The 22,114-nt window shown below is 42.0% G+C and carries 15 protein-coding genes and 2 tRNA genes; 14 read left to right on the plus strand and 3 right to left on the minus strand.

All coding sequences use genetic code 11. The features are described 5' to 3' along the window. Positions 1 to 66 precede the first annotated feature (66 nt). The 8 genes from Q0852_RS06385 (at position 67) to Q0852_RS06420 (ending at position 14,205) form a co-directional block, all read left to right on the plus strand. The gene (locus Q0852_RS06385; protein WP_299015481.1) at positions 67 to 1,320 is read left to right on the plus strand and encodes an SGNH/GDSL hydrolase family protein; all 1,254 of its coding nucleotides are present in this window, start codon (positions 67 to 69) and stop codon (positions 1,318 to 1,320) included. A gap of 182 nt (positions 1,321 to 1,502) precedes the next feature. Beyond that, a complete protein-coding gene (locus Q0852_RS06390) occupies positions 1,503 to 4,658 on the plus strand; it encodes an EAL domain-containing protein (RefSeq protein ID WP_299015483.1) in 3,156 nt (1,051 codons plus the stop codon). Between the two features lie 104 nt (positions 4,659 to 4,762). Next, on the plus strand, positions 4,763 to 5,104 hold the full coding sequence (locus Q0852_RS06395; RefSeq protein WP_299015486.1) for a hypothetical protein: 342 nt from the start codon (positions 4,763 to 4,765) through the stop codon (positions 5,102 to 5,104). Between the two features lie 673 nt (positions 5,105 to 5,777). After that, positions 5,778 to 7,001, plus strand: coding sequence for a sodium/glutamate symporter (gltS, locus tag Q0852_RS06400; protein WP_299015489.1), 1,224 nt, complete (start codon positions 5,778 to 5,780; stop codon positions 6,999 to 7,001). A 268-nt stretch (positions 7,002 to 7,269) separates the two neighbouring features. After that, positions 7,270 to 7,506, plus strand: coding sequence for a YdcH family protein (locus Q0852_RS06405; RefSeq protein WP_299015491.1), 237 nt, complete (start codon positions 7,270 to 7,272; stop codon positions 7,504 to 7,506). A gap of 303 nt (positions 7,507 to 7,809) precedes the next feature. Beyond that, positions 7,810 to 9,036, plus strand: a complete 1,227-nt coding sequence (locus tag Q0852_RS06410; protein WP_299015494.1) for an OFA family MFS transporter — start codon at positions 7,810 to 7,812, stop codon at positions 9,034 to 9,036. A 691-nt stretch (positions 9,037 to 9,727) separates the two neighbouring features. Continuing rightward, entirely contained in the window at positions 9,728 to 12,055 is a 2,328-nt protein-coding gene (locus tag Q0852_RS06415) for a cytochrome c peroxidase (protein WP_299015497.1), read from the plus strand. A gap of 620 nt (positions 12,056 to 12,675) precedes the next feature. Continuing rightward, positions 12,676 to 14,205, plus strand: a complete 1,530-nt coding sequence (locus Q0852_RS06420) for a cytochrome c peroxidase (RefSeq protein ID WP_299015500.1) — start codon at positions 12,676 to 12,678, stop codon at positions 14,203 to 14,205. Positions 14,206 to 14,401: 196 nt separating this feature from the next. Here the strand turns inward: Q0852_RS06420 and Q0852_RS06425 are convergent. Continuing rightward, positions 14,402 to 14,478: transfer RNA gene (locus tag Q0852_RS06425), tRNA-Asp, on the minus strand. A gap of 44 nt (positions 14,479 to 14,522) precedes the next feature. Then, positions 14,523 to 14,613 (minus strand) — tRNA-Ser (locus Q0852_RS06430). Between the two features lie 325 nt (positions 14,614 to 14,938). Between Q0852_RS06430 and Q0852_RS06435 the strand changes: the two genes are divergently transcribed. The 4 genes from Q0852_RS06435 (at position 14,939) to tusE (ending at position 18,892) form a co-directional block, all read left to right on the plus strand. After that, positions 14,939 to 15,907, plus strand: a complete 969-nt coding sequence (locus tag Q0852_RS06435) for an SPOR domain-containing protein (protein WP_299015503.1) — start codon at positions 14,939 to 14,941, stop codon at positions 15,905 to 15,907. A gap of 248 nt (positions 15,908 to 16,155) precedes the next feature. Further along, positions 16,156 to 17,379, plus strand: coding sequence for a transporter substrate-binding domain-containing protein (locus Q0852_RS06440; protein WP_299015506.1), 1,224 nt, complete (start codon positions 16,156 to 16,158; stop codon positions 17,377 to 17,379). Positions 17,380 to 17,760: 381 nt separating this feature from the next. Beyond that, positions 17,761 to 18,426, plus strand: a complete 666-nt coding sequence (locus Q0852_RS06445) for a Bax inhibitor-1/YccA family protein (protein WP_299015509.1) — start codon at positions 17,761 to 17,763, stop codon at positions 18,424 to 18,426. Between the two features lie 136 nt (positions 18,427 to 18,562). Beyond that, complete coding sequence (gene tusE, locus Q0852_RS06450; protein ID WP_299015512.1) at positions 18,563 to 18,892, plus strand: sulfurtransferase TusE; 330 nt, start codon at positions 18,563 to 18,565, stop codon at positions 18,890 to 18,892. Between the two features lie 34 nt (positions 18,893 to 18,926). Here tusE and yccX read toward each other — a convergent pair whose 3' ends face one another. Further along, positions 18,927 to 19,199: an acylphosphatase gene (yccX, locus tag Q0852_RS06455; protein WP_299015515.1), complete on the minus strand. Its 273-nt coding sequence runs from the start codon at positions 19,197 to 19,199 to the stop codon at positions 18,927 to 18,929. 102 nt (positions 19,200 to 19,301) lie between these two features. Here yccX and Q0852_RS06460 point away from each other — a divergent pair, with 102 nt between their 5' ends. Both Q0852_RS06460 and Q0852_RS06465 read left to right on the plus strand, forming a co-directional pair. After that, complete coding sequence (locus Q0852_RS06460; RefSeq protein WP_299015518.1) at positions 19,302 to 20,702, plus strand: methyl-accepting chemotaxis protein; 1,401 nt, start codon at positions 19,302 to 19,304, stop codon at positions 20,700 to 20,702. Positions 20,703 to 20,867: 165 nt separating this feature from the next. Beyond that, positions 20,868 to 22,058 carry a class I SAM-dependent methyltransferase gene (locus tag Q0852_RS06465; protein WP_299015521.1) on the plus strand — a complete coding sequence of 397 codons (1,191 nt, stop codon included), beginning with the start codon at positions 20,868 to 20,870 and terminating at the stop codon, positions 22,056 to 22,058. Positions 22,059 to 22,114 lie beyond the last annotated feature (56 nt).

Here is a 22,114-nt window from a genome sequence, read left to right on the forward strand (position 1 = left end):
AATGCGTGATTTCCTTTGTCGCTATTTTGGTGACAACACAACAACAATAATTGTATTGGACTAAAAATGAAAAAAACTTTACTTGCCATTTCAATACTTCTGCCTTTCTGTGGCGCCGCGTCTGCCACAGAAACAATTAAGCCAGAAGATATCACAGCAGAAGCCGTCCGTAGCGTTCAGGCATCTGAAACTTACACTTATGCACGTTGCTGGTATCGTACTGGTAACAACCATAATGAACCTGCAACTAGCTGGGAATGGGCCCTAAATGACGACGGTAGCTACTACACCGTTAATGGGTACTGGTATTCATCACATTTATATTCTTTCATGAATATGTTCTTTACTGATACTCCGCAAGAGGAAATTAAAGCACAGTGTGAGAAAACCCTTGGCGTTGAGCACGAAGCGGCTGATATCACCTTCTTTGCATCAGATTATAAATACTCTTACAATCACTCATTCTGGACCAATGACAGCAGTAACCAGCCAGCTAAGATCAATAAAATCATTAGCTTTGGTGACAGCATTTCAGATACTGGCAACCTGTTCAATGGATTCCAGTGGACATTCCCAAACAGCAACTCTTGGTTCTTGGGTCACTTCAGTAACGGTTTTGTCTGGACTGAGTACCTTGCCAATGAAAAAAATCTGCCACTATACACTTGGGCGGTAGGCGGAGCGGCTGGCAACACCCAGTACAAACTACTATCAGGTATTCACGATCAGGTTGATTCATACCTGACATACATGAAGATGGCTAAAAACTACCAGCCAGAAAACAGTCTGTTTACTATTGAATTTGGTTTGAATGACTTTATCAACTACAACCGTTCAGTAGAAGATGTGACAAAGGATTACGCCCGCGCACTTAAGCGCCTAACTGATCACGGTGCTAAAAACATCCTGGCTCTAACCTTGCCAGATGCAACGATTGCCCCTCAGTTCAAGTATTCAGATCCACAAGAAGCTGTTGTTGTAAGCAAGAAAATTGAAGAGTTTAACCAGTTTATTAAAGCTGAAGTTTTGAAATATCAACTTCAGGGAATCAATATCTCACTGTACGACACAACAGCACTATTTAATAACATCAGCACCTCACCAGAAAAATACGGTTTCCACAACGTTACTGATGCCTGCTTGAATATTAACCGCAGCTCATCTAAAGACTACCTAATGAGTCATTCACTAACTAACGAATGTGCGACATACGGTTCTGATAGTTACATGTTCTGGGGCGTAACACACCCGACGACCAAAACCCACAAAGTTCTGGCTGAACAAATCAACAAATCTGCACTGGATCAGTTCACTTTCTGATTTTTCAATAAGTTATAATAAAAAACGGGGTAATAACATTACCCCGTTTTTTTATACCTCTTCATAATACCAAACGTTACTGATGGTGAACTCCCTAGCAAAATCAGCAACCGCCACCATGTTTATATGCATCCAGACTCATTCGTACACTATACTAATTCTTGGTAAGTATCAGATGCATCATGGATGAATATATGAAAGTAGCTTTACTCAGATTTCTGGCTCTATTACTACCGCTTCTCTCAATTACAGCTGGAGCTGCTTTCTATATTTATCATGAAGATGTCCAGCAACTTGAGCAGCGGATCCAGGAAAGAGAACGCAATATTCATCAATCCACCTTACATATCACCCGATTATACTTTGCCCCCATCATCGATGATCTTCGATACTTGACCCAAAAACTCGAAGAAGTCAGCCAAAACAGCCATGATATTGCCGAGAAAAAAAGCATTATTGCCTCTGCCTTTAAACGAATGATCCTCACCCGAGCCTATTATGATCAAGTGCGGCTTATCAACGCCCAAGGAATGGAAGTCGTCCGGATCAACATGAAAGACGGACAAGCATTTCAGATACCACCAAACCAGTTGCAGGATAAAAGCCGCCGGCCGTATGTGCAAAATGCTTTAAAAATAAAACCAGGATCATTTTATACTTCAGAGTTTGACCTGAATATTGAAAACGGCATTATCGAAACCCCAGCCAAACCGATGCTCCGCTTTATCAGTCATTTTAAAATTAACGGCCAAAGCTGGTTAATCGCCCTAAACTACTTGGGCTATAACTACCTCTCAGAACTTAATAATCAATATCGCTGGAGTAATGGGCAAAACTGGCTCGTTAACAACGAGGGACAATGGCTATTGGGGCCAACCTCTGACAGTGCGTGGCAATTTATGCCAACTCGCCGACAAAACAACGCCACCCAAGACTTTTTTGAACAATACCCAAAGTTATGGAAGGCAATCAGCGCCAGTGAAAAAGGACAAATAGTAGAGGGAGATTACCTCTATACATTTACCCGCTTCTTTTCAGGAGATAGATTTAAAGGAGAAGAACTTTTTACCCTCCCATTTGACGGTAGCGATCTTCCCTGGACCATAATTTCAAAGGTAGATATAACACAGGCTGTTATGGAATTGGCATTCACCCAAGAGAGAATGATCAAATTTACTATTTTCGGCATCTTGGTCGTCTCCTTGTTCTCAGGCTGCCTTGTTCTATCCTGGCACCTATCTCACATGCTTCGGCATGAAATGCAACTAAAACAGAATATTCAAGACGTTGCGCTAAAATACTCAACAGTTTTGAAACACGTTCCCGATGGCCTGATCACCATAGATCGGGAGATGAATATCAATACAATCAATAAAGCTGCCGGTCATATCCTCAACATTAATGAAGAATCCGCTCAAGACAAAAACTTACTCAAGCTCATCACAGGCGACAAAAATCGTAACCAAATTAAAAAGCTGGTACAAAAAGTTCACCAAACTAACACAGAAACTAATGACACTCCTATCAAAGCAAGGATTCAGTTAAGCCATTTAAAAACCCGACATATCGAGTTCATCGCCACAGAGACACATTACAGTGACAGTAGCGAAGTGCTCCTTAATTTCCGGGATATCACTTACTGGATTGAGCGTGAAGAAAAGCTCAAAAGCATGTCGCGAGCGTTAGAACAAAGCAATGATTCCATCATCATTACCAATAACCGTGGTATCGTCGAATACGTCAATCAGGCTTTTGAGAAATTTAATGGTATCAGCTCCAAAGATATCTTAGGAGCGCAATCCTCTTCCCTGCTCAAGCAAAGTTTAGATAACGAAAAGGACGTTCGGCTCGTACAGGAAGAATTGAAAGAAGGTCGTACAATAAACCGAGTTATTACTCGCAGACAACCAGATGATTCAGTGATCTATGAAGAAAGAACCATCTCACCTATCCGAAACAGCCGAGGTTATATCAGCCACTATATATCAACAGGAAAAGACATCACAGAACGAGTTTTATTCGAGAGTAAACTCCATAAATTGGCTCACTATGACTTATTAACTGAACTACCAAACCGAACCCTGCTACTACAATACATCGAAAGAGCGATGATACAGGCAAGAAAACAGTTCACAAGCCTTGCTTTGCTAAGTATTGATTTAGACCATTTCAAGCAGATCAATGACTCACTAAATCATGATATTGGCGATAAAGTCTTACTAGCCATAGCTCACCGCATTCAGCATACACTCAGAGAGGATGATCTATTAGCAAGGCTGGGCGGTGATGAATTTGCCATCGTAATAAAGACCGAAGTAGAACCGAACAAAATTGCCAACCTGGCAAATAGGATCATCAAACATATCAGTGAGCCGCTTTGTATCGAGAATAAAGAGCTCTTCATTACCGCCAGCATGGGGATCAGCTTATTTCCCGATGACAGCAGCAATGTTGAAACACTCTTCAAAAATGCCGATATCGCGTTATACCGAGCTAAAGACGAAGACCGAAATAAATTCTGCTTTTTTACCCGGCAAATGGGGCTCGAAAGCATCAAACGCATTAAGCTTGAGTCCGAGCTGAGAAGAAGTATTGGTACCGATCGTTACGAACTTTATTATCAACCGAAAGTTAATGCGGTCACTCACGAGATCTGCGGTGTAGAAGCTTTACTTCGCTGGAAAGATGAAAATGGCAAAATCCGCTCGCCAATTGAATTTATCCCAGTTCTGGAAAATTCCGGGTTAATTATCAAAGTTGGCGAGTCCTTAATCCATCGAGCTTGTGAGCAACTAAAAGAATGGCAGCAAAAAAATCTTAATCTCAATTTTGCACTCAACATATCTGCACGACAGCTTCTCAATTCCAATCTAGTGGAAACAGTAAAAAATGCACTTGATGAATCAGGCTGTGATCCTCGGTGCCTTGAACTGGAAATCACAGAGAGCGTAGTCATGTGTGACGTTACAAACGCACTAGATAAATTAATCGGCCTTGAAGCGTTGGGGGTCAAACTTGCAATCGATGATTTCGGCACAGGATATTCATCGCTAGCCTACCTCAGCCGCTTCCCGATACATATTCTGAAGGTCGATCGTGAATTTGTAAAAGATCTGCCAGAAAACAAAGACAATATCACGATCACACGCTCCATTGTTGAACTAGCCCACAACCTAAATATGCACGTTGTGGCTGAAGGAGTTGAAACCCAAGCTCAACAGCATTTTTTAGGGAGTCTGGGGGTCGAAGAGTTTCAAGGCTTTTACTTTGGAGCGCCAATGCCAATCAATGACTTTGAGCTGCTCTATTTGGACTCTACTGAGTCGGCGACCATTTAGCCCATTGAAAGTAAAGTAACAAATAATAGCATTTGTTGCTTTGCATATTCAGTCATATAATTTGTCACAAAGATCCATCACTCAAACGCCTTTGAGGTAGAAATATGAGCTTTAGTGATTATTTAGATAACTTTATTAAACAGCGCGACCAACAATCTCAATCTGGTGTCAAGACGACCTTTCGTCGTCAATCGGTTATTCAAGAGCCCACAAATCAAAGTGTTGCTCGAGAAGCCATCGCTAAAGCACAAGAAGAAGCTGCAGAGCAAGCTACTATCGAGAGCAAAGCGCCACATGTACGTATCAATGGCCGGTGCGTAACTGAAACAGAAGCACAGGTTGTTAACCAACTAAAAGAAGAAGCTAAACCAGCCAATCCGAGCCGCATTGATTATATTCATCAGCTAAGAAAAGAACTCAAGCTTAGAAAACGCACAAAAGAATAGCTACTTCTCTTTTCTTTCGTAAAAGCTTTATCGCCTTTCAGGCTTTAGCATCATAATACTTGGTGCTAAATCCAACCAGCCTAGCAACATTTCTTTATGAATTTGTGATTATTGATCTGTTTCACTACCTAGCCGCTGTATAAAAAACAAGCCAAACCGCACTAATATTAAAGCCTTCAATTTTTGGTTTATAAAAATTTCAAATTATTTTAAAAGAAACAGAGAGTAAAACACAAACAGACAGTTCAACTATTAACCATCACCACTAAGTTGCTCACTATTTAAACTCCAATCATCACAATCAACAAAACAGTAACATAGAAATATATGCCAAAATTTCTATGAAAAGAAAGTCAGCAAATTGACGTAGCACTCTAACCCTATAATTCTAAAGTAACTTATTATTTTTCATTACTTTAATTTTCATTAAATTCATTGGTAAAAATTAAATGTTGATATTATCCCCATTAAATAACGAAAAACACTAGACACACAAAACAAGAACAACTAACACACCCAGCGCAACACCATGGCAAACAAACACCAAACCAGCCCACATTAAGCCACTTTGATTATCAATACCTCTACACCATTTTTAACCTCAGGGCAATATAGGCACGAGGCTTTTTAGGGGTTAAAATTGCCTCCTGAAAAAAGTATGAAAGACATAAACATGAACTCAACAATTCAAATTAACGAGCTGGAATCCATGCTCATTGCGATTGTCGTGCTTTTTCTTGGCTACTTTATTAATAGCAAAGTGAAGGTTCTTAGAAAGTACAATATTCCAGAACCCATTGTCGGTGGCCTGATCGTAGCGGTGATCATTACGCTTCTTCACCAACAAGGCATTGACATCACATTCAAGCTGAGCATCAAAAACACTTTAATGCAGATGTTTTTTGCGACTGTCGGTCTAGCAGCCAGCTTTAAGTTACTCGCTAAAGGCGGTTCTCGCGTTTTCTTATTCCTTGGCGTGGCAACTCTTTATATCGTTATTCAGAACGCCGTAGGGGTAAGCCTAAGTACTATGCTTGGCCTTGATCCATTACTGGGATTAATCGTTGGCTCTATCACCCTTTCCGGTGGTCACGGTACTGGTGCAGCCTGGTCACAAACATTTGCCAATGATTTTGGTCTGCAAACACTGGAACTTTCCATGGCTGCAGCTACCTTTGGCCTGATCATGGGTGGGATTATCGGAGGCCCTGTCGCCCAGCGCCTGATCAATAAATTCAGCTTAAAGTCAGAGTTCGGTTGCGGTGAGCATCATCACGTCGATCATCCAGATCTAGTAACATACAGCGATCACGAAGAAGATCGAATTACAGCCAAAAATTCGATTGAAGTTCTTTTTATTCTGCTTGTATGTGTTGCTGGCGCATCTCATGTGAAAGAGTTTATCGATGGTTTAGGTGTCAACTGGCTGCGTATACCTGACTTTGTTTACGCCTTATTTATTGGTGTATTCATCACTAACGTTTGTGAAACAACAAAGATATATAAGATCAACAGTGAAACCGTCGATGCGCTAGGTACTATTTCATTGTCACTGTTTCTGGCTATGGCGTTGATGAGCCTTCAGTTATGGGAGTTGATGGAACTGGCACTACCAATGCTGCTAATTCTTGCGGTACAAACTATCACCCTGGCACTGTTTTCCTACTTTGTGACATTCCGCTTAATGGGCAAAAGCTACGATGCAGCTGTGATCTCCGGCGGCCATTGCGGCTTTGGTATGGGGGCGACACCAACTGCGGTGATGAACATGGGCTCTTTAGTCTCAAGAAATGGTCCATCACCTCAAGCATTCATGGTTGTACCTATTGTTGGGGCATTCTTTATAGATATCGCTAACTTAGTGGTTCTCCAAACCTACATAAGCTTCATTCAGTAGTTATTCCCATCTCTCTCAAAGGGCAAGTGACAACGTCACCTGCCCTTTTTTATTATTTCTTCCCATCTCAAACAGCGTTTTTTCGTTCTATTATTAATACAGATAAATAACCTTATACGCTTACAGAACAAAATAATACAAATAAGATTCTTCTACTCGGAGGGGCGAAACTCGTTCTCATCAACTCACCTACGGGTGGCTTGATTTGTTCTAACAACAACGATGAAAATAAGCAGGGCTTAACACATCAAACGTATGGAGTATTAAGATGCTAGGTGAAAATCACGCACTCTTTATTGAGTTTCCCGAGATGCAAGACAAAATTCAGGAGCTCAAAATGGTCGATGAAAGCTTCAAAGCGATGTCAGACAGATACCATCAACTCGACCATACGATACGAGGTTTAGAATCTAATAATGTCCCCACTGAAGACTCCCACTTTACTCAGCTCAAACTGGAACGACTGCAACTCAAGGATAAAATTTACAGCATTTTAACCAACTAAAATCCATTTTAATTAATACGTTAATATCACCAGTTAATTTAGTTTCATCATAACCATTCCCCCCGTTTATCATACAGGGGGAATGGCCAGTACAGATTTCACTTATAGGCATATTCCGCTGCCCTCCTTCACGCCTTGCCAGTCATTTGTAAGAAAGTATGTCTAGCTATTTTCTCTTAAAAAATACTTGATAGAATCCGCGCACCAAATTAGCAATACAACTTTTGTTGATAAAATAAAAAAATTACAACTAACCGTGCAGCCCTATTAATGGCTGCATTTTTCGTGATGATAGAGCGTAAAATGAAAAAATTTGATAAAGCTATGCAGATCCTGCTTGCCGGATTCTGTATCAACTTATGTATGGGGATCTTGTATGCATGGAGTGTATTTAAACAGGCTCTAGTCATTGACCTTGGTTGGTCAAATGCCGATGCCTCAATGCCTTATACTGTCGCTGTAATTACCTTCTCATTATCACTGCTTGTTGCTGGCGTTCTTCAAGACCGTATGGGGCCTCGCCGGATCCTGATCTTAGGAACCACCATGGTTGGCCTGGGAATGATCATCTCAAGTTATGCCACATCGCCATTTATGCTTGTGCTTACCTTCGGTCTACTGACAGGATGTGGCATTGGCTTTGGTTATGCGTGCCTGGCACCATCTGCAATGAAATGGTTCCATCCGTCGAAAAAGGGTATGGTAAATGGGTTAATTGCAGCAGGTTTCGGTCTTGCGGCTGTATACTTAGCCCCACTAGCCTCTTCGCTAATCGCATCGTTTGGTATCAACACCAGTTTATTGATCCTTGGTATTGCTGTTTTGCTAATCGCGGTACCTCTGGCCTGTACCATCTCTAACCCACCAGCAGACTACCAGCCGAAGGCCCCAGCAGGGACAGGTGCCAAGACAGCGTCAAAACCAGTTGATATTAACTGGAGAAGCATGCTTAAAACTCCACAGTTCTATTCTCTATGGCTAATGTTTGCTCTTGCATCTTCTGCGGGTCTAATGGTGATTGGTAATATCACTTCTATCGCTGCAGAACAGGCAGGTATAACTCAAGCTGCCTACTTGGTGGTGATTCTTTCGATCTTCAACTCCGGCGGACGTATTGCGGCAGGCATGCTTTCAGACAAGATCGGCGGCGTTAAAACTCTGATGCTTGCATTCATTATGCAGGGTATCAACATGGCGCTATTCGCAAGCTTCAAGACTGATTTTACCTTGATGATCGGTGCCGCACTTGCGGGTATCGGCTATGGCACCCTACTTGCCGTATTCCCATCAATCACTGCAGATTATTACGGCCTGAAAAACTACGGTGCTAACTATGGCGTACTATACACGGCATGGGGTATCAGTGGCTTTATCGGGCCAGTTGTTGCAGCCGTTGCAGTTGATACAACAGGTACCTACACACTTGCTTACACAATCTGCGCAGTAATGATGGCTGTTGCAGTTTTCCTGTCAATCATCACCAAACCAGTAGATTCTGAAGCCCTGGAAAGAAAATTTGCTCAAGCATAATTACTGCTTATATAAAATAAATTCGATTTAAGCAAAAGCCTGACAACAATCGTCAGGCTTTTATGTTTTATAATTCAGTCATAATTAACTTTACGAGACAATTTCTACTTTCAAGACCATTTCTTATTTCATATATTTTCAAAAACAAACACTTCGCACATATTGTTCACAGGTAACAAACTGCAACTATATAATCTACAAGAAAAACTGGGGTTAACTTTACAAAATCAAAACCATACCATCATAAGATTAATTATAAGTAATTGAAATCATTGTTATAGATATTAAAATGAAACATTAATCAAAGCCTTCTTTATATACCAAAAATATACAAATACAACCATGGATTTAGCACGGTTATTATTAACAATAACCTTATACTCTTTACTGACTTCTTCCCAATAAAAATATAACCCACTTATTATTAAGAGAAAAGTAATTCGCTTGGATGTAAAAACCTTAGGATATTTGTTAATTTATCAACTGTAACTATATTTAAATACATTCTTTTTTTATCACCTACAAGTAACTAACCAGTACCACTAACTTGACTAATTTTATTCTCACCTCTTTTAATTTCACAAAAACAATAATTGAGAAGTTTATTTTTTGCCATTCTAAGAGATACGAACTTTATGTTCGTATCTCTAGTAATAGTTTCTTCATTGCGAATGGACGCTAGGAGTGAGTAATGAATAATAAAAAAACATATAATCGGCTTCGACTCGGTGTACTAATTACAGCAGGGTGTATACTCGGGCTAGCAGGCAGCCTGGTTTATGCTGAAGTTGAACTTGTGCCACCATCGCCCCCAATAAGCTCGCTGAAAGGTATACAACCAGCACCTGTACCTGGAATAGATGAATATATTAAAGATAAATATGCGGCTATCCAGCTTGGTAAAGCGTTATTTTGGGACATGCAGGTCGGTAGTCAGGGGCAAAGCTGCGGCAGTTGCCACTTTCACGCAGGCGCGGATAGTCGAGCTAAAAACCAATTGAGTCCAAGTTTAAATCATACTGATGAATCATATAGAGGGGTATTTAACTCAACACTATCTGGTGGAAAAGGAGGGCCAAACTATACACTGACAGCAACAGATTATCCCTTTAGAAAATATGAGAATCCTGATGACAGAAAATCAAAAGTTCTTTTTGATTCTGATGATGTCACTTCTTCCCAAGGAGTCTTTCCTTCCTCCTTCACCGACCTGTCAGGCAATGACTACCCAGCAGAGTTTAATGACGGAAAGGAAAACTGTACGACAGATTCTGACATTTTTAACATTAGCCACATCGCATTACGCAAAGTTGAACCTCGAAACACCCCCACTGTTATTAATGCAATTTTCAACTTTCGTAACTTCTGGGATGGTCGAGCTAACAACGTCTTTAATGGTGTCGACCCATTTGGCCATCGAAATAAAGACGCATATGTTCTTCGTTATGATATAAAAACCAATAAGCTGAGTCCCAAAAAAGTTGCCTTGATCAATTCAAGTGCAGCTTCTCAAGCCGTAGGGCCAGTGGTCAGTTCGTTTGAAATGGCATGTAAAGACAAAACGTTCAAAGTAACTGCTCAAAAACTACTAAACTTGACTCCCCTAGCTTTGCAGCAAGTCGACCGCTCTGACAGTCAATTAGGTCGAATAAGTGCTTATCCGGCAAAAGGCCTATTAGATTCTTACAAGTCTATGATTATGAAGGCTTTCAGAGATGAGTACTGGATGAGTCCGCAGCTTACTGACGGCTTTACCCAAATGGAAAATAATTTCTCTCTTTTCTGGGGGCTGGCAATTCAAATGTATGAAAGTACTTTAGTCTCTGATGATTCTCCGTTTGATCGCTATATGGATGGTGACTCTTCAGCTCTCAATGAATCAGAAATCAAAGGCATGGCAATATTTCTTGGCAAAGGCAATTGCGCTAATTGCCACAGTGGCCCTGAGTTTTCCAAGGCAGCAACCCACTTGGTAGGTGAAGAGGAAGAAGAAGGGCTCGTTGAAAGAATGCTCATGGCCGATGGCTATGCCGCAATCTATGATAACGGCTTCTATAATATTGGCGTTCGCCCAACCAAAGAAGATCTAGGCTTAGGCGGTAAGGACCAATGGGGCAACCCGCTATCATTTTCTCTTCAGGCTAAAGATATGGCGGCGGGAAAAAATGCACCAGATAACTTCGAAGTTGATCCTGAAACCTTTGAGGAAGCAGCAGGCGTAGATATAACTCCGTATGAACGAGATGCTGTATTTGGCGCATTTAAAGTCCCGGGGCTTCGTAATGTTGAGCTAACTGGTCCTTATATGCATAACGGCGGTATGTCATCACTCATACAAGTTGTTAATTTCTACAACCGCGGTGGTAACCGTATTGGTGAACACTCTAATGACTCAACTGGATTTGATGGAAATAACACTACATCCAATTTGGATCCTGACATTCGTGAATTAGGTTTAACTGAAGAGGAAAAAGGCCATCTAGTCGCCTTCTTAAAATCACTGACAGACGAACGAGTTCGCTGGGAAGCTGCGCCATTTGATCGACCGCAGCTCTTCGTTCCTGCCGGAGGTTTTGGTGACGAATACACTATCGAAGATGATGGTACTGGCCGTGCAATTGAAAAATGGCTCGAACTACCGGCAATTGGCGCAAAAGGCCGTTCAGTCAAAAAACTACCGCCAATCCAACCTTTCTTGAACGGCGGTGAAACTGAAGATGAAGCCGAGCCTCTAAAAGCCATCGTAGCAGTCGATGATAGTGTCACAGACTCTTTCCTTCGTGGGATCACCATTGATGTACTGGCCAATGACATTGCAGGCTCGTTCCCTATCGATCCGAGCTCCGTTGTTGTGGTTAGCGAACCAAATCCTCTTTATGGTTCACTGACCAATAATGGTGACGGCACTTTCCTTTATCGCGTATTTAAATTAACTGATACTTCGTTTACTTACAAAGTAATGGATGAAAATGGTATGGTGTCGAATATAGCTACGGTCAACATCCATGTTACTCCATAGCCTTTTCGTCTACTGCCATAATGTAATGTCATTCGGATAAGTATTCACACTTACTCTAGATTAGACAACAGCAACATACATAAAGCACTGAACGAATTAATGTTCAGTGCTTTTTCCCATCTAGTATTAAATGTTTACAATCATGTATCTTCATTTTAGTGTTAGAGAATTGCATCATCCATCACTCTTGTCTATCACAACCGTATTCAGTATAAGCGTTCCCATCCCAAAGTTTCATCAAGTTATCAAAAGTTAGATTTGTGAGATCTCATCTTTTTATTAGACATGATATTAAAAATTAAAATCTCATGTAACAGCTAGAATTTAAAACAAACCATTTGTTAATGATAAATGGCTTTATCTTGAAATATACACTTCAACAATAAAGAATTAATTAATAATAAAACACACAAGCGTCTCAGCCATTAACCTCAATGTAATTCAACATTAATAAGGAAATAAAGCACTAACAATCAATACAATAGACATTGCATCCTGCATTACCATTATTAAGATAATTTCTAATTACGAGTTTGCTAAATTCAACTTATCAATTCACCCACGTAAAAAAAGGAAATTTAAAGCTGTTATTAATCAACGTCAGTAACTAGGAGTGAGTAATGAACAAAACATTAATAAGGAATAAAATATCAATACGGCACTATCGAACCGTTATAGGATTAACGTTTTGTATGGGCTTATTACCTTATGACGCCAATGCCGCCGATAATAACTTAACGTATCTGGAGGAAATGGGTAAACGACTATTTTTTGAAGAGATATCGCTAAACAGAAATATGTCATGTTCATCATGCCATTCCGCGGGAACAGGCGGTACTAACGGTGATTCTGAGACAAATCTTGGTGAAGTCGCTGTTAGAGGATCCGATAGAAGTCGTATTGGGACTCTTAAGCCACCAACAAATAAATACGCACAATTTCTGGATGATGAGGGAAAAAAAGCTGGATTAAAAACCTTTGATCCTGCGTGTCCTGCATTTGGCGGCACTGCCCCGTGTGGTGGCGCATTCTGGAACGGCCGGGCTGAAGGCGATCTAATTGAGAATTTCCATGAAGTAAATGTATTCGAAGGCCTAAGTAGTGAATACGAAACTATGTATAGGAAATATTTAGGGCCGGTTTCAGATCAAGCTCACGCGAGTCCATATACTAACCCCGTAGAGCAAGCTTTGCCTGATAAAAAGTCAGTTTGTATGCAGGTTAGCAGCACTGAATGGGGTGAAGAACTATACAAATATGCATGGGGAACAGCTCTTAGTTGTGATGAAGAAAACGTGGACAAGGAATTTGCAAGATTTGCGGTGTCCTTAACGGCATGGCAAATGTCCAGCGATAATAATCGTTTCGATTCAAAGCGCGATGTTGCGCTAAAAGGCGATGAAGATGGTAAATTTCCATTAGATATTTTTACTGAGCAAGAAAATCGCGGCCATGACCTATTTTATGGCGTAGGACCAGGAACAGGAGCTCGGTGCTTCTTCTGTCACCAAAGCGAAAACAATGAAGGTGTAGGTAAGTTTGAGCGTTATACCAATGATCGATATTTCAATCTCGGCGTGCCATACAATCATGAAATACCCAATGCTGCAGAACCCAATCGTGGTCTATTTGAAGTAACATCATCATCTAACCATTTAGGTCAACATAAAGTACCTACCTTACGTAATGTGGATAAACGCCCAGATCATCGCTTTATGAAGGCATACACGCATAATGGTTGGTTTAAGACCGTAGAGCAACTGGTTCATTTCTATAATTCAGCAGCAGTCCCTACTAGTAGTGAAGATATTGAAGCATGTGCAAATGCAACGACTGATGAGGAAAAACTCGCCGTTTCTACAGCATGCTTCTTTGGTAAAACACGCTGTGAAGAGGGAGAATGGACAGTTGAAGAAGCCATGGAAACCAATTGCTGGCCAGAGCCTGAAATAAAGGAAAATGTTGCGATATCAACATCAAACTTTGGCCCTGTAGGCAATCTTAAAATGACAAAAGATGATGAGGCTGCAGTAGTTTCGTATTTGAAAACCTTATCCGATAGAACGAGCGTTATACCGCCAAGAGCATATCAGTCTCAACCATATGATGAACGTCGCTTGAAACACAATCTGAAGAAACTTCCTCACTGATGATCTACGTCATGAGAAGTTAATGTTCTCAATATCGAATCTAAAGCCGCGGTTACACACGCGGCTTGTTTAGATCTGTTAGAACAGATCCAGCGAGCCTCATCTGGCCGAAGACAGGCACCAGATGTTCGAAGGACGACCACTAAAATCAAACATACAAAAAAGCCCCAGCATTCCTGCTGAGGCTTCGTTGTAGTGGCGGAGCGGACGGGACTCGAACCCGCGACCCCCGGCGTGACAGGCCGGTATTCTAACCAACTGAACTACCACTCCAATTCTGTGTGAAGCCCGATGTTAAACATCCAACTTCTAGAATGTGGCGGAGAGATAGGGATTTGAACCCTAGATACGCTACAAACGTATGCCGGTTTTCAAGACCGGTGCTTTCAACCACTCAGCCATCTCTCCGTAAGTGCTGTGAATAATACGGATTCCCGTTTTTTCTGTAAAGGATTTTTTTGGTTAAAAATGACAAGCGCACAAAACCAAACCGATCAGCTCAATTCTATGTCAATGCAAACATATAAAACACACTCAGCTACACACCTAACAACATAAGTTAGTCGGCATATGACTCAAGGTTAATAGTATTAAGCATATTTCTTGCGCTCCCCCTCATATTCAACATAAAAAAGCATCTAATTATATACTTATGTTTGATATTTCACTTTTTTGTGACATTTTTTATGTTTCGATATATCGGCGTATGCATTTTCACAGAGTTATTAGCACCATGATCTGTACGAAAAACCTTTTTCCTCCATACTGGTTGTTACTCAGCCTAGGCTCGCTGTTTTCTTATTCCAGCCTTGCAACCGAACAGCCTTCAAGCCAATGTCAGATCGAACGCTCTGCATCTGAATGGCAATTTCTCAATTCACAGTGTGATATCGGTACTGGCCTTTGGGGACGAAAACCGAAGGAGAACAATGGCAGTTTCTGGTTACAATGCAACTACAGCAAAGCGCTGCCTAACAAGCTCCTATCCAAGGCGATCCACAAGTTTTTTCCTCATAACAGCTACCTCATACCTGACAATGGTAAATACCGCTGTGTGATCGGCCCTTTTCAGGATCATGAATTGGTAAAAAATGCACAACAACAATTTGCTAAGCTCAACATAAATAAAGCATTTGTTCGTCAAACCACAACCCAAATCACAGTCAGAGGTCAAACCGAGTTACCCGTTATTTCAGCGCCAACGGAAATCAAAACAAGTAAACAAAACGCAGCTATAAAATCCAAACAAACTAAATCCGTTACGAAAGAGACACAAAAACAAACAGATAAAAAGAATGTCTTAATAGAAAACCGCGTAATTCTGAACTCTGCTATCTATTCTTTTACTTTTAACAACTTAAAATACCACCTACCAATGACCATCAACTCGACGCAAGAAATGCCACCAATGTTCATCCGCGAGCATAACCAGTACTGGTCAAAAGTGAACTTTGCTACTGCGGAAAATTGGTGTCAACACTTTGGATTAAGGCTACCAACCATTGCGGAACTGCAATATCTGCATACCCATGGTCAGCACTTCCTGCTACGACATCGCTGGCCAATCAAAGCCAATTTCTGGAGCAACACTGTGAATCTCTATTCAGGAGAGATCCGAACAATGAACATCCGTAGCGGCCGTCCTGATGACTATCGTCCCCTAGCCTTGCATTATACAACCTGTGTAACAGAAGCAAGCTAAAGCACGGGAATCGAACAGTAATAGCAGCAATATATCCTCAACAAGGCCACTCAATGTGGCCTGTTTTACTTTCCTCAGCACTTTTCATCACCAGATAGTCAAAATGCTACTAACTAGAAGAATTCCTAACTGTTCCTATACTGAAGATTAACCAGAATTACATACAGTTGTTGCAATCAGTGCCCTAAATGAGAGATCAACCAATGTTGATTTCTCTCTGAAAAATATAAAAATGACAGGACGTAACTATGAAGCAAACGATCAAGTTTTCTCTCGCAATTTCGACCTTGGCATTATTACTATCCGGCTGCGACAGTGGTAGCAGTGCTGAAGACAAAGCCGTCATTAAATCTCTTGAAAATAAAATTCAGCAGCTTGAAAATCAATTGGAACAATCAGAGCTGGCATCAGCAGAAGCAGCCAAAAGCTCAAATGCCAGTGCAACAGATATCGAAGCGTTAGAAGACAAAATAGCAAACCTAGAGAAACAACTGGCCGGTCATAAAACAACGAAAGTGACTTCCGGTACGCTTGAGAAAGTCCAGAAACAAGGGTACGTCCAGTGTGGCGTCAGTAACGGTTTACCCGGATTTTCAAACCCTAATGACAAAGGTGAATGGGAAGGCCTGGATGCTGAATTCTGCCAAGCAGTAGCTGCTGCAACCCTAGGCGATAAATCCAAAGTCAAATATATCCCACTAACCACAAAAGAACGCTTTACTGCACTTCAATCTGGTGAAATTGATCTGTTAGTCCGAAACACTACCTGGTCACTCCATCGTGATTCTGCCTTAGGCGTTAATTTTGCGGGTGTAAATTATTACGATGGCCAGGGCTTTATGGTTAAACGAAACCTTGGCGTATACAGTGCTACCGAACTTGACGGTGCAACAGTCTGTGTTCAAGCAGGAACCACAACCGAGCTTAACCTCGCCGATTATTTTCATTTCCGGGAAATGAAATACACCCCGGTAACCTTTGAGACCGAGGAGAAAACAATCAAAGGTTTTGAAGCTGGGCGTTGTGATGTCATGACTTATGACCAATCTGCACTTTATGCTTTGCGCCTGAATTTACAAAAGCCTAAAAATGCCATCGTTCTACCAGAGATCATCTCCAAAGAACCCCTTGGCCCGGTTGTCCGCCAAGGTGATTCACAATGGTTTAATATCGTGAAATGGACTCTCTTTACCATGATTAATGCCGAAGAGCTTGGCGTATCATCCATTAGTGTCGACGATATGAAAAACTCAAACGATCCCAATATTCGCCGATTAATTGGTCTGGATGGGCCTAAAGGTAAAGGGCTGGGATTAAAAGATGACTGGAGTTACCAAATCATTAAACAAGTAGGTAATTACAGCGAAAGTTTTGAGCGAACAGTCGGCATGAGCTCACCACTGGAAGTCAAACGCGGAGTCAATGCTCTTTGGCGAGATGGCGGGATCATGTACGCGCCACCAATAAGATAATACCTAAGCATCCACCAACGAGGAGTAGTCAGCACAGCTCTCCTCGTTTCACTAACTGACATGTTTTATGAATTCCCATAAGCCCCCCCTCAGCCAATTCACAGCACACGTATATTTTTCCCGCACATATGATGAAATTGTCGTTAATAAACACATCACCTCTTAACTTTTTTGTGAGCCAGGCAAAAATTGAAACATTCATTTACAACTTTAAGATCTAAGGTAAGGAATTGTTAAGTATCATCTTTGTCAGATACTTACACTAGACATGTTTGCGTACATTAATCATCCATGTGCGTATTGGTGACTTGCATTTATATGTGAATACCCCAATATATGTCTTATCTGCAATCACCATAACTAACCCTGAGGGGAAAATTTATGAACGATCGTATTGTCAATCGTAGCTCGGCTTACGAAAGCGTACTTTCAACCAATAAAGTTTTACGCAATACCTATTTCCTACTATCGCTAACCTTAGTATGGTCAGCAGTAGTTGCAGGGTTCGCGATGGCAATGAACCTTCCGCACCCAGGTCTGCTAATTACTATCGTCGGTTTCTACGGCCTAATGTTCCTGACGGAGAAAAACCGTAACAGTAGCCTAGGCATTGTCTTTACCTTCGCCTTCACTGGTTTCATGGGTTACACCTTAGGTCCAATCCTGAACAAGTACATCGGTGTCGGTCTTGGCTACGCCATCATGCCAGCTCTGGGTGGTACGGCCCTGACATTCATGGCATGTTCGGCTTACGCACTAACAACTAAGCGTGACCTTTCATTCCTTGGCGGTATGCTTCTGGCTGGTTTTGTAGCAATTCTTGTGGCTATGGTTGCTAATATCTTCCTACAGCTACCGATGCTTTCACTGGCAATCAGTGGAATGTTCGTTCTGTTCTCGTCAGCGGCTATCCTACTGACCACACAGAGCATCATTCGTGGCGGTGAAACTAACTACATCTCAGCAACTATCACGCTGTATGTATCTATTTACAACCTGTTCCTGAGCCTACTACAAATCCTCGGTGTTATGGGTAGCGACGACTAATCGTTGTTCTTTATATTGCTAAAAAAGCGCCCTTTGCGGCGCTTTTTTATATCCACTTTCCATCAGACTACACTTTTACTTGCAGCCTCATAACTTAATCACTATTCTTGCCCGGTTCCAAATATCGAGGCACATCATGCTTGAATTTGAAGGTAAACAAATCGAAACTGATGCTCACGGCTATCTGAAAAATGTTGATGATTGGACTGTTGAGCTAGTTCCCCTTCTTGCTAATGAAGAAGGTATCGAACTGAGCGAATCGCATTGGGAAGTTATTCACTTTGTACGCGACTTTTACAAAGAATTTAATACTTCCCCTGCAATTCGCATGCTGGTTAAGGCGATGGCCAAGAAGTACGGCGAAGAAAAAGGTAACTCACGCTACCTATACAAGCTGTTCCCTAAAGGCCCGGCAAAGCAAGCAACTAAACTTGCAGGGCTGCCAAAACCAGTAAAATGCATTTAATGCAACCAAGAACCTGGAACATCAGTTCTGGGTTCTACATAATCTCAAACCCATCAACGTGGCGCCACTCCACCTCTTCAGCATCAACACTATCCACTCTTGATGTCCGAGGGCCATCCTCAAGCCATCGAAGCAACTGATTAACTTTTTCCTCATGTCCACAGGCCAGGACTTCTACACTGCCGTCCGGTAAATTCTTTGCGTATCCGGTCAGACCATACTTTAAACCTTGATGTGCAGTATGAAAACGAAATCCAACGCCCTGCACCATTCCACTGATCAAAGCTTTTACACAAATTTGTGACATCCATCACCTCAAGAAATATATAAATTATTCGATAATTCCTTAGTATTAGCGTTTTCAGCAAGGCTGACGCATAACTAATTTGCTATAGCATAGGATAACAAAATGAAAGAAGTTGCCTTTCGATGGATTGATAAGCATCTAATTAATATAACAATACAGGAAAAGTTCTATCTTCTATTCATTCTCCCCATAGTTGCAATCCTAAGCGTCAGTGCAATTTTAGTTGATGCGGCGGATGAACAACGTATTGAAATCACGACCAATCAACTAAATGCAACATCTTCCTTACTTTCCGAATACAAGGTAAATCAATCAGACGCAGCTGTGCTACTCGCAAAAAGCGGACTTCAAATCGGCAATGGCGAAATCACCACAACCGTCTCTGGCATGAACTACTCAATCACAACAGGTCAACTCCCTACCCTGCTTAATTACCTGTCACCGTTACAGTTAGGCCTTGTTGCCATTGTACTGATAACCCTGATGGCAACTGTGTACTACATCATGTCTTTTATCGGCGGTGCTATGTTCACAACCAATAAAGCACTGCAGGCGCTGGCTGACGGTGATTTAACCAACCGTTTGAATTTCTTCAAGGTAAGAGACGAATTCAGCACCCTTGCGATTACAATTGACAAAGTAAGCGATCGGGAACAAAAACTCGTTCGGGCAACTCAGGAAGCCATAGCCCTGATGCAGCAGCTCAGCAGCAATCTTCGCCAACGTAGCCATGAAAGCGAATCTCTTTCGACTAGCCAACAACAACACTTGGATTCTCTAGCCAGCGCGACCGAAGAAATGGCAACCTCCATTCGTGAAGTGGCGGTGCACTCGGAGGAAACCTCACAACAAACCCAGGAAGCCCAACGCGTTTCAGAACAAGGACGTGCTCAGGTGGAACAAACCCGCTCAGCGATTTCGCTACTGAGTAACGAAATTGGTCAAGCCGCTGACGCCGTTTCTGAACTCGACAATAACGCGGCCAAAATTGACGATGTTGTAACCACCATCAACGGGATCTCAGAACAAACTAACCTGCTGGCACTTAATGCTGCAATCGAAGCAGCACGCGCCGGAGAACAAGGACGCGGATTTGCCGTTGTTGCCGATGAAGTGCGCACCCTGGCGGGCAGAACCCAAAATGCGACAGTCGAAATCCAGCAAATGATTGAATCGTTACAACAAAATAGCCAGCAACTCATGGGTGTAATGAAAGGCACCGTCCAAAATGCGCAGAGTAGCGAACAACTAATGGATTCAGTTGACAGCGAAATCAACCAAATGACCGAACGTAATCAACTCATTTCTGACCGAAGCACCGAAATTGCCGCCGCAGCTGAACAGCAAGGTGCAGTTGCAGACAATATCGCTTCCAGCGTTGAACAAATACGTGCTCAGTCAAATCAAATTTGTGAAGCCATTACCCAGTCGGCTAATGAAATCGATAGATTAAATCAGCAATCTGAAGTACTTGAATCACTGATGAGCGGACTAAAAGCCTAAACCTTGTCCGTCAGTTAAATAGATAGGATGTGCCCTGCGCACATCCTTTTTTTTATTTGCTTACCCTTCTTTTTATTACCGCAGGCAATCTGCAAGATATATTTGCTTTTCTGCTTTGCGGACAACATAATACGCGACCATTCTGAACTCCATACTGGGCATGTCATGACAGCTTCAATTTATCTGGTAAAAGGCCGTGAAAAATCTCTTCGCCGCCGTCACCCTTGGGTTTTTTCACGTGGTATTCAACGTGTCGAAGGTAAACCATCTCTTGGTGAAACCGTTGAGATCTATGATCATAAAGGTGAATGGTTAGCTCGTGGTGCCTATTCTCCGCAATCGCAGATCCGTGTTCGCGTATGGACTTTCAATAAAAACGAAGCTGTTAACGTTGATTTCTTCGTTAATCGCCTAAAAACAGCTCAAGGCCTGCGTGATATCCTGGCTGAACGTGACGGTCTGACTGGATACCGCCTGATTGCCGCAGAATCTGATGGCCTACCGGGTATCACCATTGACCGCTACCAGAACTTCTTGGTATGCCAGCTTCTGAGTGCTGGCGCCGAAGCTCAAAAAGATCTGTTAGTAGAAGCCCTGAATATCTGCTATCCGGAATGTAGTGTCTACGAACGCTCCGACGTATCTGTTCGTAAGAAAGAAGGCCTTAAGCAACGTACTGGTGTCCTTTCTGGCGAAGAACCGCCTAAATTCGTTACCATCGAAGAGAACGGCGTAAAAATCAATGTTGATATCGTTGGCGGCCACAAGACTGGATTTTACCTTGACCAGCGTGACAGCCGCCAGGGCGCGGTAAAATATGTCAACGGCAAACGCGTACTGAACTGCTTCTGTTATACCGGTGGCTTTGGTTTATATGCTCTTAAAGGCGGTGCTAGCGAAGTTGTTAACGTCGATGTATCGCAGCCAGCACTGGACACGGCTCGTCTGAATGCAGAGATGAATGACCTGCCAGTAGAAAATGCTCAGTTCCTGAATGCAGACGTGTTTAAGTTGCTTCGTGAATACCGTGAGCGCGGTGAGAAATTTGATGTCGTGATCATGGACCCACCGAAATTTGCTGAATCGAAATCTCAGTTAATGGGTGCTTGTCGTGGCTATAAAGATATCAACATGCTGGCAATGCAGATCCTTAAACCGGGCGGTACACTGCTGACTTACTCATGCTCTGGCCTAATGGACAATAACCTGTTCCAGAAAATTATTGCTGATGCGGCTCTGGATGCTCACCGCGAAGTTCAATTCATTGAACGTTTCAGTCAAGCGGCAGACCATCCGCTAGACAGTGCTTACCCTGAAGGTTTCTACCTAAAAGGCTTTGCCTGCTACGTCAAATAACAGCGTATCCATCGCTTCTGACAGCAAAAAACAATAAGCCTGGCAATATGCCAGGC

The sequence above is a fragment of the uncultured Photobacterium sp. genome (genome assembly GCF_947502415.1).
Classification (GTDB): domain Bacteria; phylum Pseudomonadota; class Gammaproteobacteria; order Enterobacterales; family Vibrionaceae; genus Photobacterium.

Excerpts from the sequence above, each read along its gene's own strand:
- Q0852_RS06385 (WP_299015481.1), top strand. The coding sequence starts at position 67 with ATGAAAAAAACTTTACTTGCCATTTCAATACTTCTGCCTTTCTGTGGC.
- Q0852_RS06415 (WP_299015497.1), top strand. The coding sequence starts at position 9,728 with ATGAATAATAAAAAAACATATAATCGGCTTCGACTCGGTGTACTAATT.
- Q0852_RS06465 (WP_299015521.1), top strand. The coding sequence starts at position 20,868 with ATGACAGCTTCAATTTATCTGGTAAAAGGCCGTGAAAAATCTCTTCGC.
- Q0852_RS06390 (WP_299015483.1), top strand. The coding sequence starts at position 1,503 with ATGGATGAATATATGAAAGTAGCTTTACTCAGATTTCTGGCTCTATTA.
- yccX (WP_299015515.1), bottom strand. The coding sequence starts at position 19,199 with ATGTCACAAATTTGTGTAAAAGCTTTGATCAGTGGAATGGTGCAGGGC.
- Q0852_RS06405 (WP_299015491.1), top strand. The coding sequence starts at position 7,270 with ATGCTAGGTGAAAATCACGCACTCTTTATTGAGTTTCCCGAGATGCAA.
- Q0852_RS06440 (WP_299015506.1), top strand. The coding sequence starts at position 16,156 with ATGAAGCAAACGATCAAGTTTTCTCTCGCAATTTCGACCTTGGCATTA.
- Q0852_RS06420 (WP_299015500.1), top strand. The coding sequence starts at position 12,676 with ATGAACAAAACATTAATAAGGAATAAAATATCAATACGGCACTATCGA.
- gltS (WP_299015489.1), top strand. The coding sequence starts at position 5,778 with ATGAACTCAACAATTCAAATTAACGAGCTGGAATCCATGCTCATTGCG.
- Q0852_RS06410 (WP_299015494.1), top strand. The coding sequence starts at position 7,810 with ATGAAAAAATTTGATAAAGCTATGCAGATCCTGCTTGCCGGATTCTGT.
- Q0852_RS06460 (WP_299015518.1), top strand. The coding sequence starts at position 19,302 with ATGAAAGAAGTTGCCTTTCGATGGATTGATAAGCATCTAATTAATATA.
- tusE (WP_299015512.1), top strand. The coding sequence starts at position 18,563 with ATGCTTGAATTTGAAGGTAAACAAATCGAAACTGATGCTCACGGCTAT.
- Q0852_RS06435 (WP_299015503.1), top strand. The coding sequence starts at position 14,939 with ATGATCTGTACGAAAAACCTTTTTCCTCCATACTGGTTGTTACTCAGC.
- Q0852_RS06445 (WP_299015509.1), top strand. The coding sequence starts at position 17,761 with ATGAACGATCGTATTGTCAATCGTAGCTCGGCTTACGAAAGCGTACTT.
- Q0852_RS06395 (WP_299015486.1), top strand. The coding sequence starts at position 4,763 with ATGAGCTTTAGTGATTATTTAGATAACTTTATTAAACAGCGCGACCAA.